Source organism: Allobosea sp. NPDC055353 (assembly GCF_053644975.1).
The window spans coordinates 183,100-196,283 of the sequence record NZ_JBSHMC010000003.1; the positions used below are offsets into that span (position 1 = coordinate 183,100).

Here is a 13,184-nt window from a genome sequence, read left to right on the forward strand (position 1 = left end):
CGCCAGAAGACTAGACAATCATGAAGGTCACGGTCGAACGTTCCACGCTGCTCAAGTCGCTCAGTCACGTCCATCGCGTGGTGGAGCGCCGCAACACGATCCCGATCCTGTCGAACCTGCTGCTCAGTGCCTCCGAGAACGGCCTGCGGCTGAAGGCGACCGATCTCGATATCGAGGTGGTGGAGACGATTCCCGCCGATGCGGCCGAGCCCGGCGCCACGACCGTTCCCGCGCATACCCTCTACGACATCGTCCGCAAGCTGCCCGATGGCGCCCAGGTCTCGCTGGAAACCACCGGCGATAGCGGCCTCGTGCTGCGCTCGGGCCGTTCGCGCTTCCAGCTCCAGACCCTGCCGGAAAGCGATTTCCCGGATATCACCGCGGGCGACATGGCCCATCGCTTCGTGCTGCCGGCCGGCGAGCTGAAACGCCTGATCGACAAGACCCAGTTCGCGATCTCCACCGAGGAGACGCGCTACTACCTCAACGGCATCTATCTCCACACCATCGATGTCGACGGCCGCCCGGTGCTGCGTGCGGTCGCGACCGACGGCCACCGCCTCGCCCGCGTCGACACCGCGGCCCCGCAGGGTTCGGTCGGCATGCCCGGCGTGATCGTGCCGCGCAAGGCCGTCTCCGAGATCCAGAAGCTGCTGGAAGACGGCGAGAGCGAGGTCGCGGTCGAGTTGTCCGGCTCGAAGATCCGCGTCGCCACCGCCGATGTCGTGCTGACCTCGAAGCTGATCGACGGCACCTTCCCCGACTACCAGCGCGTCATCCCCAGCGGAAACGACAAGCGGCTCACCGTCGACAGGGGCGATTTCGCCGCGTCGGTCGACCGCGTCTCGACGATCTCGTCCGAGCGCGGCCGCGCCGTGAAGCTCTCGATGGCCGAGGGGCGGATGACACTCTCGGTCACCAACCCGGATTCCGGCTCGGCGACCGAAGAGATCGAGGTCGATTACGAAGCGAGCCCGCTCGATATCGGCTTCAATGCCCGCTACCTGATGGACATCGCCGCCCAGCTCGACGGCGACACCGCCCTGCTCAAGCTCGCCGATCCCGGCTCGCCGACCGTGATCCAGGATCGCGAAGGGGCCTCCGCGCTCTATGTGCTGATGCCGATGCGCGTCTAGCAGCTGGCTCATGGCCGCCGTCGCGCGCCTGATCCTGCAGGATTTCCGTTCCTACGAGGCCCTAGATCTCCCGGTCGAGAGCCAAATCGTTGCGCTCGCAGGCGAGAACGGAGCCGGCAAGACCAATATCCTCGAAGCGCTCTCGCTGTTCACGCCGGGGCGGGGCCTGCGTCGCGCCGAGATCACGGCCATGGCGCGGCAGGGCGGTGACGGCTCCTTCGCCGCCTCGATAACCCTTGCCGATGAGGCGGGCCGGCTCGGCATCGGATTGGGTGCGCTCGATGCGGAGGGGCGCCGGCCGCGTCTTGCCCGGATCGACGGGGCCAATGTCGGCTCGGCGCTCGCCTTCAGCGATTATCTGCGCGTGGTCTGGCTGACGCCCGATCTCGACGGATTGTTCCGGGGCGCGGCCGGCGACAGGCGTCGCTTCCTCGACCGGCTGGTGCTGGCGATCGACCCGAGCCATGCGACGCGCTCGAACGCGCTGGAGCGAGCCTTGCGCTCGCGCAATCGCATCCTGGAAGAAAGCCCCAATCAGGGCCAATGGCTCGACGCGGTGGAGCGCGAGGTCGCCGAGCTGGGCGTCGCGGTTGCCGCCGCCCGAGCCGAGACCGTGGCGCGGCTTTCCGCGATCATCGCCGAGACGCGCGACGAGGCCTCACCCTTCCCCTTCGCCGATATCGCGCTCTCCGGCGAGCTCGACGCGCTCGTCGCCCGCCTGCCGGCCGTCGATGCGGAGGACACCTATCGCGACCTGCTGCGCCAGAGCCGCCATCGCGACCGGGCCGCGGGGCGCACGCTCACAGGACCGCAGGCTTCCGACCTCGAAGTCCGGCACGGGCCGAAGGATATCCCCGCAGGCCAGGGCTCGACCGGCGAGCAGAAGGCGCTGTTGATCGGGCTCGTGCTCGCCCATGCCCGGCTGGTCGCGGCGATGAGCGGGATCGCTCCGCTCGTCCTGCTCGATGAGATCGCAGCCCATCTCGATCCACGCCGGCGTGGCGCACTCTACGAAGGGCTGACCGGGCTCGGCTGTCAGGTCTGGATGACCGGAGCGGATGCCGCCCTGTTCGGCGACCTGCCGGCCGGCGCACAGCGTTTCGCGGTGACGCCGGGGCGGATCGATCCGCTCGATTGATCGGTCAGGCCACGGCTTGCGATGGGACGCCTGCCGGCGTTCCTGCTAATCTCCGGCATCTTCGGAGGCTTTCCATGGATATCTCCAGCCTTGCCCTGTTCGCCGGCGTGTATTTCCTCGCCGTCGCCTCGCCCGGACCGGCGATCGCGGCCCTAGTTGCGCGCTCGCTGTCCTCGGGCTTCCGGCGCTCGCTGCCCTTCCTCGCCGGCATCGTCGCGGGCGATCTGGTCTGGTTCACGCTCACGGCGCTGGGCCTCAGCGTCCTCATGCAGAGCTTCCACGGCGTCTTCGTCGCGATCAAATATGCCGGCTGCGCCTATCTCGTCTTCCTCGCCTACAAGGCTTGGACGGCGCCGGCCGAGGCGCCGAAACCTTCCGCTGCCGCGCGCGGCGAGGGCCTGCGCCTCTTCCTCGGCGGCATTGCGCTGACGCTCGGCAATCCCAAGGTCATGGTCTTCTTCCTCTCGATCCTGCCGCTGGTCATCGACCTCAACGCGATGAGCACGCTCGCCTTCGTCGAGGTTGCCGCACTGATCGCGCCGATCATCACGGGGACGCTGATGGCCTATGCCTATGCGGCCGACCGGGCGCGGCGCCTCGTCGCGAGCCCCCGCGCGATGCGCTGGATCAACCGGACGACCGGCGGCGTGATGGCGGGCGCGGCGGCCGCGATCGCGACGCGGAGCTGAGCGGCCTTGGCGCTGGCGGCGGGGCTCATCGATCTCGGCTTCGCGCTGTTCCATGCCGCGTTCCGGCGGCTGTTCGGCTGGCCGGAACGGCTGGCCCCCTCCGGCAGCCTGAACACGGCGATCACGCAGACGCTGAACGCGATGCTGATCTTCGTCTTCCTCGCCTATGGCGCGGCCTTGATCTGGCTGGCCGGGCAGGGAAGCGTGCATCCGGTATTGCCACTGGTAGGAGCCGCCTTCTGGGGTCTGCGGCTCGCGCTGCAATTCATCTGGTTCGACCTGAAGCCCTGGCCCTCGAAGCTGATCGCGGCGGTTTTTGCGCTGGCGATCGCGATCCATCTGCTCGCTATCAAAATCTGAAGCCCCGCAAACCTTCACGCTGTTATCCCGGACGCAGCGAAGCGGAGATCCGGGATCCATGCCTGAACCTTCTTCGGACGCGCTCCGGAATGGATCCCGGGTCAAGCCCGGGATGACGGCGTGTTTTCGTGGGGCATCGATACCGGCTTCAGGTCCGAAAGGCTGGCCAAGCGGCCCCGCCTGCGGCACATCCCTTGTTCATGTCGCCATCCCGCGAATCAGATGCCCGCGCGATCCTCAAATCGGTGTGGGGCTATGACGATTTCCGCCCCGGCCAGTGGGAGGTGATCGCAGCCGCATTGTCCGGCGAGGATGTCTTCGCGGTGATGCCGACCGGCTCCGGCAAGTCGATGTGCTACCAGCTCCCGGCGCTGGTCGCGGGCGGCCTGACGCTGGTCGTCTCGCCGCTGATCGCCCTGATGCGCGATCAGGTCGGGCAGCTCGTGCGAGCCGGTGTACCGGCCGCCTCGCTCAACTCGATGAATACGGAGGAAGAGGCGGCGCAGGCCTGGGACCGGCTGAACTCCGGCGATCTCCGGCTGCTCTTCGTCTCGCCGGAACGCCTGGCCGGCGAGGGGCTGGTTTCACGGCTGAAGCGCCTCGGCGTGAACCGGCTCGCCATCGACGAGGCGCATTGCGTCTCGCAATGGGGGCATGATTTCCGCCCGGAATACCGCCTGCTCGCCAAGACGCGCGAGGCGCTCGGCGGCGTGCCGGTGACGGCGCTGACCGCGACCGCCGACCGGCAGACCCAGGCCGATATCGCCCAGCAATTGTTCCCGCAGCCGCCGCATATGGTGGTGCATTCCTTCGACCGGCCGAACCTGAAGCTCGCCTTCGCGCCGAAGGAACAGCCGCGCCGGCAGATCGACGACTTCCTGCGCCGGCACCGCAACGGCTCCGGCATCGTCTACTGCTCCTCGCGCAGCAAGACCGAGCGCCTCGCCACCGCCCTGAGCGAAAAGGGCTGGAACGCCCTGCCCTATCATGCCGGGTTGGAACAGGAGACGCGCAACCGCAACCAGGACATCTTCCTGCAGGAGGACGGTGTCGTCGTCTGCGCCACCATCGCCTTCGGCATGGGCATCAACAAGCCGGATGTGCGCTTCGTCGTCCATGCCGATATGCCCGGCTCGATCGAGGGCTATTACCAGGAGATCGGCCGCGCCGGGCGCGACGGCCTGCCGGCGGATACGCTGACGCTCTACGGCGTCGACGACATGTCGCTCAGGCGCCGCCAGATCGACGAAAAGCAGATCGACGACGAGCGCCGGCGCATCGAGCACAAGCGCCTCAACGCGATGATCGATCTCTGTGAGAACGCGCTCTGCCGGCGCAGCGCGCTGCTCGCCTATTTCGGCGAGGAAACGCCGCCTTGCCGGCATGGCAACGCGCCGTTCCGCTGCGATCTCTGTAGCGCGGAGGCACCTGCCCTGCAGGACGCGACGCTCGATGCGCGAAAGCTGCTCTCGGCCGTGATCCGCTCCGGCCAGCGCTTCGGCGCGGGACATCTCGCCGATATCCTAACGGGGACGACGACTGAGGTCGTCCGCCGCCAGAACCATGATGGCTTGAAGACCTTCGGCGTCGGCTCCGACAAGCCGAAAGCCGCCTGGATGGGGCTGACGCGCAAGCTCTTCGCGGCGGGTGCGCTGGCCGAAGCCAGCGTCGAGCATGGCGGGTTCTGCCTGACAGCGAAAGGCGAGGACATCCTGTTCGGCCGCGAGAGCATCGCGCTGCGGGCCGATCCTTTCGCGGAGAAGCGTTCCCGCCGCTCCGAGCGCGATGCGGCCCGCGCCGACGGGCTCGACGAGGGCACCGCCGGCCTGTTCGAGCACCTGCGCAAGCTCAGGCTCCAGATCGCCCGCGAGGAGGGTGTGGCGGCCTATATCATCTTCACCGATCGGACCCTGATCGCGATGGCGCGCGAACGGCCGCTGGGCCTGGACGAGATGCGGGCGATCGAAGGCGTCGGCGAGCGCAAGCTCGCGCAGTACGGCGAGGCCTTCGTCGAGGCGATCTCGGAGTTCCGGGGGTAGGCGGACTGCTGTTCGTTCCCCGCGAGGTCATCCCGGCCGGAGCGAAGCGAAGAGCCGGGATCCATGCCTGAACCTTTTCGGGAATGCTCCGGCATGGATCCCGGGTCTCCCTTCGGTCGCCCGGGATGACGGCGTGGTTCCCATACCCCGACTTTGGAGTGTCAAAGCGACAGCTTCTCGCGCACGCACGCGTAGGCGCGTGAAAAAGCCATCGTCTCACCCTATATTGTCGTTTCGAATCAGGATCATCGCGGGCGCCGGCTCGCCCGTTCAGGAACCACTTCATGACCGATGCCGCGCTCAGCGCCCAGCCCGACGACTACGGCGCCGATTCCATCAAGGTTCTCAAGGGCCTGGACGCGGTGCGCAAGCGGCCCGGCATGTATATCGGCGACACCGATGACGGCTCCGGCCTGCATCACATGGTCTACGAGGTCGTCGATAACGCGATCGACGAGGCGCTGGCCGGCCATGCCGACCTCGTCACGGTGACGCTGAACGCCGAGGGTTCGGTCACCGTGACCGATAACGGCCGCGGTATCCCGACCGATATCCACAGCGAGGAAGGCATCTCGGCGGCCGAGGTCATCATGACCCAGCTCCATGCCGGCGGTAAGTTCGACCAGAACTCCTACAAGGTCTCGGGCGGCCTGCACGGCGTCGGCGTCTCCGTCGTCAACGCGCTCTCGGTCTCGCTCAAGCTGCGCATCTGGCGCGGCGGCAGCGAGCACTACATGGAATTCCGCCATGGCGACGCGGTTGCCCCGCTCGCCGTCGTCGGCCCGCAGGGCGACAAGCGCGGCACCGAGGTGACCTTCCTGCCCTCGCAGGAGACCTTCACCATGGTGGAGTTCGACTACAAGACGCTGGAGCACCGCCTGCGCGAGCTCGCCTTCCTGAACTCGGGCGTGCGCATCGTCCTGACCGATGCCCGCCATGCCGAGATCGTCCGCGAAGAGCTGATGTATGACGGCGGCGTCGAGGCCTTCGTACGCTATCTCGACCGCGCCAAGTCTTCCGTGATCGAGAAGCCGATCATGCTGACCTCGGAGAAGGACGGCATCACGGTGGACGTCGCGCTGTGGTGGAACGACAGCTACCACGAGAACGTGCTCTGCTTCACCAACAACATCCCGCAGCGCGACGGCGGCACCCACCTCGCCGGCTTCCGCGCCGCGCTGACGCGCCAGATCACCGGCTATGCCGAGAGCTCCGGCATCTCCAAGAAGGAGAAGGTCTCGCTCACCGGCGACGATTGCCGCGAGGGCCTGACCGCGATCGTTTCGGTCAAGGTGCCCGATCCGAAATTCTCCTCGCAGACCAAGGACAAGCTGGTCTCATCGGAAGTCCGCCCCGTCGTCGAGAACGTCGTCAACCAGGCGCTGTCGGAGTGGCTGGAGGAGCATCCGGGCGAGGCCAAGACCATCGTCGGCAAGGTGGCGGAAGCCGCCGCCGCCCGCGAGGCCGCCCGCAAGGCGCGCGACCTCACCCGCCGCAAGGGCGCGCTCGATATCGCCTCGTTGCCGGGCAAGCTCGCGGATTGCCAGGAGCGCGATCCCGCCAAGTCCGAACTCTTCATCGTCGAGGGTGACTCGGCCGGTGGCTCCGCCAAGCAGGGCCGCGCCCGCGAATACCAGGCCGTGCTGCCGCTGCGCGGCAAGATCCTGAACGTCGAGCGGGCGCGCTTCGACAAGATGCTCTCGTCGGACCAGGTCGGCACGCTGATCACGGCGCTCGGCGCCGGCATCGGACGCGCCGAGGCCGATCAGGGCGGCTTCAACCTGGCGAAGCTGCGCTACCACAAGATCATCATCATGACCGACGCCGACGTCGACGGCGCCCATATCCGGACCCTGCTGCTGACCTTCTTCTACCGGCAGATGCCGGAATTAATCGATGCCGGCCATCTCTTCATCGCCCAGCCGCCGCTCTACAAGGCGGCGCGCGGCAAGAGCCATGTCTATCTCAAGGACGAGCGGGCGCTGGAGGAGTATCTGGTCGACTCGACGCTGGACGGCGCGACCTTCCGCACCAGCGAGGGCGTCGAGCGCGGCGGCGCCGACCTGCGCGTCCTGATCGAGGAGGCCCGCAACGTCCGCAACGCATTGGCGCAACTGCATTCGCGCTATGACCGCCGCGTCGTCGAGCAGATGGCGATCGCCGGTGTGCTGCACCCGATCAGCGAGGACGACGAAGCCAAGGCGAGCGAGGCGGCGGCCACGATCGCGCGTCGGCTCGACGCGATCTCCGACGAGTTGGAGCGCGGCTGGGAGGGCAAGGTCAGCGAAGGCGGCTTCGTCTTCTCGCGGATGATCCGCGGCGTAAAGCAGGCCGCCACGATCGATGCCGGCCTGCTCGCCAGCGCGGAAGCGCGCAAGCTCGACGCCGCCGCAGCCTCTCTCCAAGAGGCCTATGCGAAGCCCGGCGTGCTCAGCCGCAAGGGCGATACCTTCACGGTCAACGGCCCGAGCGACCTGTTCGATGCGGTCTCGACCATCGGCAAGAAGGGCGTCTCGCTGCAGCGCTACAAAGGCCTGGGCGAGATGAACCCGGACCAGCTCTGGGAAACGACGCTCGACCGCGACGTGCGCTCGCTGCTGCGTGTCAAGAACGACCAGAACGACGAGGCCGACGATCTCTTCGTCAAGCTGATGGGCGATGTGGTCGAGCCGCGGCGCGAGTTCATCCAGACCAATGCGCTGAACGCGACGGTCGATATCTGATCGTCGCGGCCGCGGGACAATGGCCCAGACGACCCCCGCCACGCTGGCGCTGAAGCAGCTCGGAATCCGTTTCGAGCTGCACGGCTACACCTACGATCCGAATGCCGAGCGCGTCGGGTTGCAGGCGGCAGACGCGCTCGGCGAGCCGCCCCAGCGCGTGCTCAAGACATTGATCGCGCAGGTCGACGGCAAGCCGGTCTGCATCGTGCTCGCCTCCGATCGCGAGGCCAGCATGAAGAAGGTCGCGGCGGCTTTCGGCGGCAAGGCGGCGGCGATGATGCCGGTGCCCGATGCCGAGCGCCTGACCGGCTACAAGGTCGGCGGGGTCAGCCCCTTCGGGCAGAAGCGCAAATTGCCGACGATCGTGGACGAGCCGGCTTCTTCCGAGGCGCTGGTCTATGTCAATGGCGGCCAGCGCGGCTTGCAGATCGCGCTCGCGCCCGCCGATCTCCTGAGCGCGGCCAATGCCCGCAGCGCCGTCATCTCGGCCTGATACCAACCTTCCCGAGCTTTCCCGATACGCCCCGATGCCTTAGTGGCGCGGGAGCATTCCTCCAAGGTTCCCCATTTCCATGATCCGCCTCGAGAACATCAGCAAGCAGAACGGAAAGCAGATCGTCTTCATCGAGGCCTCGGCAGGGCTTCTGAAGGGCGAGAAGGTCGGGCTCGTCGGGCCGAACGGCGCCGGCAAGACCACGCTGTTCCGGATGATCACTGGCGAGGAGGCGCCCGACGAAGGCGTGGTCTCGACCGATCGCGGCATCACCATCGGCTATTTCAGCCAGGATGTCGGCGAGATGGCCGGGCGCAGCGCCGTCGCCGAGGTGATGGACGGGGCAGGCCCCGTCAGCACGGTCGCGGCCGAGCTCGCCGAGCTTGAAGCCGCCATGGTCGATCCCGACCGGGCCGACGAGATGGAAGAGATCATCACCCGCTATGGCGAGGTGCAGGGCCGCTTCGAGGAGCTCGACGGCTATGCTCTGGACGGCCGCGCACGCGAGGTGCTCGCAGGCCTCGGCTTCAGCGAAGAGATGATGGAGGGCGATGTCGGCGGCCTCTCCGGCGGCTGGAAGATGCGCGTCGCGCTCGCCCGCATCCTGCTGATGCGCCCCGATGCGATGCTGCTCGACGAGCCGTCGAACCATCTCGACCTCGAAAGCCTGATCTGGCTGGAATCCTTCCTCAAGAACTACGATGGCGCCGTGCTGATGACCTCGCATGATCGCGAGTTCATGAACCGCATCGTCGGCAAGATCATCGAGATCGATGGCGGCGCGCTGACCAGCTATTCCGGCGATTACGAGTTCTACCAGCAGCAGCGGGCGCTGGCCGAGAAGCAGATGCAGGCGCAGTTCGAGCGCCAGCAGGCGATGCTGGCCAAGGAGATCGCCTTCATCGAGCGCTTCAAGGCGCGCGCCTCCCACGCCGCGCAGGTGCAGAGCCGGGTCAAGAAGCTCGACAAGATCGAGCGCGTCGAGCCGCCGCGGCGGCGCCAGAGCGTTGCCTTCGAGTTCCAGCCGGCGCCGCGCTCCGGCGACGACGTCGTCAGCATCAAGAACGTGAACAAGGCCTATGGCAGCCGCAGCATCTATGACGGGCTGAACTTCCAGATCCAGCGCAAGGAGCGCTGGTGCGTGCTCGGCGTCAACGGCGCCGGCAAGTCGACCCTCCTGAAGCTCGTCACCGGCACGACCGAGGCTGACACCGGCACGGTCAATATCGGCGCCAGCGTCAAACTCGGCTATTTCGCCCAGCACGCCATGGAGGTGCTCGACGGCGAGCGCACCGTGTTCGAGACGCTGGAGGACCGCTTCCCGCAGGCCGGGCAGGGGTCGCTTAGGTCGCTGGCCGGCTGCTTCGGCTTCTCGGGCGACGATGTCGAGAAGCGCTGCCGCGTGCTGTCGGGCGGCGAGAAGGCGCGGCTGGTCATGGCGATGATGCTCTATGATCCGCCGAATTTCCTGGTGCTGGACGAGCCGACTAACCACCTGGATATCGCCACCAAGGAAATGCTGATCACCGCGCTCTCGAACTACGAGGGCACGATGCTCTTCGTCAGCCACGACCGGCATTTCCTCGCCGCGCTCTCCAACCGCCTGCTGGAGCTGACGCCGGACGGCGTGCACGCCTATGGCGGCGGCTATACCGAGTACGTCGCCCGCACCGGGCAGGAAGCGCCGGGGTTGCGGAGCTGACGCTCCGCTACCGCGCGAAGACCGACCAGCCCGTCGCTTCGGTCAGGCGCTCCAGCGCCAGCGTGCCGAGCAGGGAGTTGCCGTTGGCGTTGAGGCCGGGCGACCAGACCGCGATCGCGGCCTTGCCGGGCGCAATCGCCAGGATGCCGCCGCCGACACCGGACTTGCCGGGCAGGCCTACCCGGAAGGCGAAGTCGCCGGAGGCGTCGTAATGGCCGCAGGTCAGCATCAGCGCGTTGATGCGCCGCGCCCGCTGGCCTGAGACGACGCGCGGCCCGCCGGGCTCGTAATAGCCGCCATGCATCAGGAAGCGCCCGGCCATGGCAAGCTGGCGACAGCTCATCGCGATGGCGCATTGGTGGAAATAGACGCCGAGCGTCAGCTCCGGCGGATGGATGATGTTGCCGAAGGCCTTCATGTAATTGGCCAGCGCGATATTGCGGAAGCCGGTCGCCTGCTCGGCCCGCGCCACCGCCTCGTCGATGATGATGGTGTCGTCATCGGCGAGATAGCGCATGAAGCGCAGCAATTCGCCGATGGCGACGCGCGGCTCATGGCCAGCGAGGTTGATATCGGCGACGACGAGGGCGCCGGCATTGATGAAGGGATTGCGCGGCACGCCCTCCTCGCGCTCGAGCTGGACGATCGAATTGAACGGCGTGCCGGAGGGCTCGCGCCCGACCCGGCGCCAGAGCGTGTCGCCGACCTTGCCGAGCGCCTGGGTCAGCGCGAAGACCTTCGAGACGCTCTGGATCGAGAAGGGCTCCTCGCTGTCGCCGGCGGCATGGACCTCGCCGTCCGCCGTCACGACACAGAGCCCGAACTGGCGCGGATCGATGCGGGCGAGCGGCGGGATATAGGTCGCGACCTCGCCGCGCTCCTCGGCGCCGCGCATCTCGTCAGCGATGTCGCGGACCAGCCGCCCGATATCCGTCACGCTTCCCGCCCTGGCTGTTCCATCCCGGCGCGACAGCCAAGCCCCAGCGCGCGCTCGCGGTCAAGCACCGAGCGAAAACCGTTGCAACCTGCCTGAAACTGCGGTGACCTGAGGCTCCGAAGCCGGGGACCCTCAGAATGCGCCGCGCCGCCGTCGTTTCCGCCCTGCTGGTCGCCGCCCTGCCGGCCACCGCCCGGCCGCTCGAAAGCGAGCTTCCCCCGAAGCGGGACGCCTGCTGGGAGCGCTCTTACGACGAGGCCCATCTCAGGGCGCATCCGCAGCAGAAGGTCGCGAAGATCCGCCTGGTCCACAAGCCCGGCAACTGGCAGGCCGAGCCGCATGCGGCGGTCTATGTCGTGCTCTATTTCAACCTGAGGCAGCGCACGACCACGCACCGCTTCGACTACCAGCTCGGCGGGTTCTGCAAACAACAGAGCAAGGGCCTGCGCTGCGTGCCGGAATGGGATGCCGGAAGCTGGCGCCTGGAGAGCGGGCCGCAGGGCGCGCTCGATATCCGCAATGGCGGGATCACCGCCAACCCGAACCCCTACGATGCCGAGGAGATCGCCGACGGCGCGGTGAAAATCCCGGCGAAACCCGATGACGGGCTCTGGCGCCTGATGCCCGCGAGCGACGCCTGCGAAATCGAATAGGCCCTACTGCAACCGCGGATGGCGCCCGCTCGAAACGCGCGCATCCAGGACGGAGCGCTGCCCGGCGATGACGCAGAGCGACTTGCCGCGCGACTTCGCCTGGTAGAGCGCCGCATCGGCCGCCGACATCAGGCTGTTCATGTCGCGGCCATGCTCGGGCGCAAGCGCAATGCCGACCGACGCGCCGATGGTGAGCTGGTGGCCGCTGTCGAGCTCATAGGGCTCCGAAATCTCGCGCACGATCCGCTCGCCGAAGCGCTGAAGCTGCGTCCGCTCGGTCTGTTCGGAGAGCACGACGAATTCATCCCCGCCGATGCGCGCCGCGATATCCGAACTGCGGACGAGGCCGCGCAAGCGCTCGGCGACGAGCTGGAGCAAAGCATCGCCCGCCATATGGCCATGATTGTCGTTGACCGCCTTGAAACCATCGAGATCGAGATAGACCAGTGCGAGCCCGCGCGGCGCCGTCTCGCTCTCGAAGCGCGTCGTGAAGGCCTTGGCCAGGCCGGCCCGGTTCGAGAGGCCGGTGAGCACGTCATGGCGCGCGTGAAAGGCGTTCTCGCGCTCGGCCCGCATGGTCGAGATCAGCATGGCGTTCAGCTTGTAGGCCGCGACCGCCATGCTGAAGAGATAGAAGGGAATCTGCATGAAGGTGATCAGCATGATCGGCTCGGACAGGAACGGTGCCGCGAGCACGCAAGGCCCCAGCGTCAACCCGATCATCAGGCCGGCCATGCGCGGCGCGGCGAAATTCCGGAAGCAGATGCCGCCGACCATCGCGGCGGCGGAAAGGCAGGCCAGCGTGGCCACGACCCAGTCGCCACTCGTCAGGCTGAGGAAGGTGCCGGCGCCGATGCCGGCCGCCCAGGCGACCCCGAGCAGGAGATAGAGATCGGTCGGCGTCGAAGCACCGCGCGCGGCCCGGCGGCGGGCGTAGATCAGGACGACCAGGCGGATACCGCAGCAGAGCACCTCGAAGGCGCACCAGAGGGCAAATGGCAGGGTCGGGATGCGCCAGGCGATCAGGAAGGAGACCGCGAGCGAGTTGATGACGCCGCCGGCGAAGATCGGCAGCGTGCCGTAGAGACTGGCGATCAGCGCGACCCGAATATCGGGCGGGACATCCGGGCCGGCATCCGCCAGCCAGCGCGTCACGCGCCAGCGGGGCAAACTGTAACGGAGGACGGCGCCACTCATCGGCTGTTAGGCTCCTCGCTGGCGAGCAAGCCGGCAGGCACCTGATCGCGAGCGCTGCCTAACAGGGAGGTCTTACGATTTCGTGTGGAAACGGCCGAAATCCGCGGCACATCGCAA

11 protein-coding genes are annotated in these 13,184 nt (G+C 67.4%); 9 read left to right on the plus strand and 2 right to left on the minus strand.

Annotated features, from left to right (window positions below):
- Window positions 1–20 precede the first annotated feature (20 nt).
- The 8 genes from dnaN to ACWIEX_RS21435 all read left to right on the plus strand — a co-directional run bounded on the left by dnaN (window position 21) and on the right by ACWIEX_RS21435 (window position 10,280).
- Complete coding sequence (gene dnaN / locus ACWIEX_RS21400; RefSeq protein WP_454034969.1) at window positions 21–1,136, plus strand: DNA polymerase III subunit beta; 1,116 nt, start codon at window positions 21–23, stop codon at window positions 1,134–1,136.
- 10 nt (window positions 1,137–1,146) lie between these two features.
- Window positions 1,147–2,274, plus strand: a complete 1,128-nt coding sequence (recF, locus tag ACWIEX_RS21405) for a DNA replication/repair protein RecF (protein WP_454034970.1) — start codon at window positions 1,147–1,149, stop codon at window positions 2,272–2,274.
- Window positions 2,275–2,348: 74 nt separating this feature from the next.
- Entirely contained in the window at window positions 2,349–2,963 is a 615-nt protein-coding gene (locus ACWIEX_RS21410; RefSeq protein WP_454034971.1) for a LysE family translocator, read from the plus strand.
- A 6-nt stretch (window positions 2,964–2,969) separates the two neighbouring features.
- Window positions 2,970–3,323 carry a hypothetical protein gene (locus tag ACWIEX_RS21415; protein ID WP_454034972.1) on the plus strand — a complete coding sequence of 118 codons (354 nt, stop codon included), beginning with the start codon at window positions 2,970–2,972 and terminating at the stop codon, window positions 3,321–3,323.
- Window positions 3,324–3,523: 200 nt separating this feature from the next.
- Window positions 3,524–5,362, plus strand: coding sequence for a DNA helicase RecQ (gene recQ / locus ACWIEX_RS21420; protein WP_454034973.1), 1,839 nt, complete (start codon window positions 3,524–3,526; stop codon window positions 5,360–5,362).
- A gap of 284 nt (window positions 5,363–5,646) precedes the next feature.
- Window positions 5,647–8,085, plus strand: a complete 2,439-nt coding sequence (gyrB, locus tag ACWIEX_RS21425; RefSeq protein ID WP_454034974.1) for a DNA topoisomerase (ATP-hydrolyzing) subunit B — start codon at window positions 5,647–5,649, stop codon at window positions 8,083–8,085.
- Between the two features lie 19 nt (window positions 8,086–8,104).
- Complete coding sequence (gene ybaK / locus ACWIEX_RS21430) at window positions 8,105–8,578, plus strand: Cys-tRNA(Pro) deacylase (protein ID WP_454034975.1); 474 nt, start codon at window positions 8,105–8,107, stop codon at window positions 8,576–8,578.
- A gap of 79 nt (window positions 8,579–8,657) precedes the next feature.
- Window positions 8,658–10,280 carry an ABC-F family ATP-binding cassette domain-containing protein gene (locus tag ACWIEX_RS21435; RefSeq protein WP_454034976.1) on the plus strand — a complete coding sequence of 541 codons (1,623 nt, stop codon included), beginning with the start codon at window positions 8,658–8,660 and terminating at the stop codon, window positions 10,278–10,280.
- Window positions 10,281–10,287: 7 nt separating this feature from the next.
- Here ACWIEX_RS21435 and ACWIEX_RS21440 read toward each other — a convergent pair whose 3' ends face one another.
- Window positions 10,288–11,217, minus strand: a complete 930-nt coding sequence (locus tag ACWIEX_RS21440) for a glutaminase (RefSeq protein ID WP_454034977.1) — start codon at window positions 11,215–11,217, stop codon at window positions 10,288–10,290.
- A gap of 137 nt (window positions 11,218–11,354) precedes the next feature.
- Here ACWIEX_RS21440 and ACWIEX_RS21445 point away from each other — a divergent pair, with 137 nt between their 5' ends.
- Complete coding sequence (locus ACWIEX_RS21445; RefSeq protein WP_454034978.1) at window positions 11,355–11,870, plus strand: hypothetical protein; 516 nt, start codon at window positions 11,355–11,357, stop codon at window positions 11,868–11,870.
- A gap of 3 nt (window positions 11,871–11,873) precedes the next feature.
- Here ACWIEX_RS21445 and ACWIEX_RS21450 read toward each other — a convergent pair whose 3' ends face one another.
- A complete protein-coding gene (locus ACWIEX_RS21450; protein WP_454034979.1) occupies window positions 11,874–13,067 on the minus strand; it encodes a GGDEF domain-containing protein in 1,194 nt (397 codons plus the stop codon).
- Window positions 13,068–13,184: the final 117 nt, after the last annotated feature.

Excerpts from the sequence above, each read along its gene's own strand:
- dnaN (WP_454034969.1), top strand. The coding sequence starts at position 21 with ATGAAGGTCACGGTCGAACGTTCCACGCTGCTCAAGTCGCTCAGTCAC.
- ybaK (WP_454034975.1), top strand. The coding sequence starts at position 8,105 with ATGGCCCAGACGACCCCCGCCACGCTGGCGCTGAAGCAGCTCGGAATC.
- ACWIEX_RS21445 (WP_454034978.1), top strand. The coding sequence starts at position 11,355 with ATGCGCCGCGCCGCCGTCGTTTCCGCCCTGCTGGTCGCCGCCCTGCCG.
- recF (WP_454034970.1), top strand. The coding sequence starts at position 1,147 with ATGGCCGCCGTCGCGCGCCTGATCCTGCAGGATTTCCGTTCCTACGAG.
- recQ (WP_454034973.1), top strand. The coding sequence starts at position 3,524 with ATGTCGCCATCCCGCGAATCAGATGCCCGCGCGATCCTCAAATCGGTG.
- ACWIEX_RS21435 (WP_454034976.1), top strand. The coding sequence starts at position 8,658 with ATGATCCGCCTCGAGAACATCAGCAAGCAGAACGGAAAGCAGATCGTC.
- ACWIEX_RS21410 (WP_454034971.1), top strand. The coding sequence starts at position 2,349 with ATGGATATCTCCAGCCTTGCCCTGTTCGCCGGCGTGTATTTCCTCGCC.
- ACWIEX_RS21450 (WP_454034979.1), bottom strand. The coding sequence starts at position 13,067 with ATGAGTGGCGCCGTCCTCCGTTACAGTTTGCCCCGCTGGCGCGTGACG.
- gyrB (WP_454034974.1), top strand. The coding sequence starts at position 5,647 with ATGACCGATGCCGCGCTCAGCGCCCAGCCCGACGACTACGGCGCCGAT.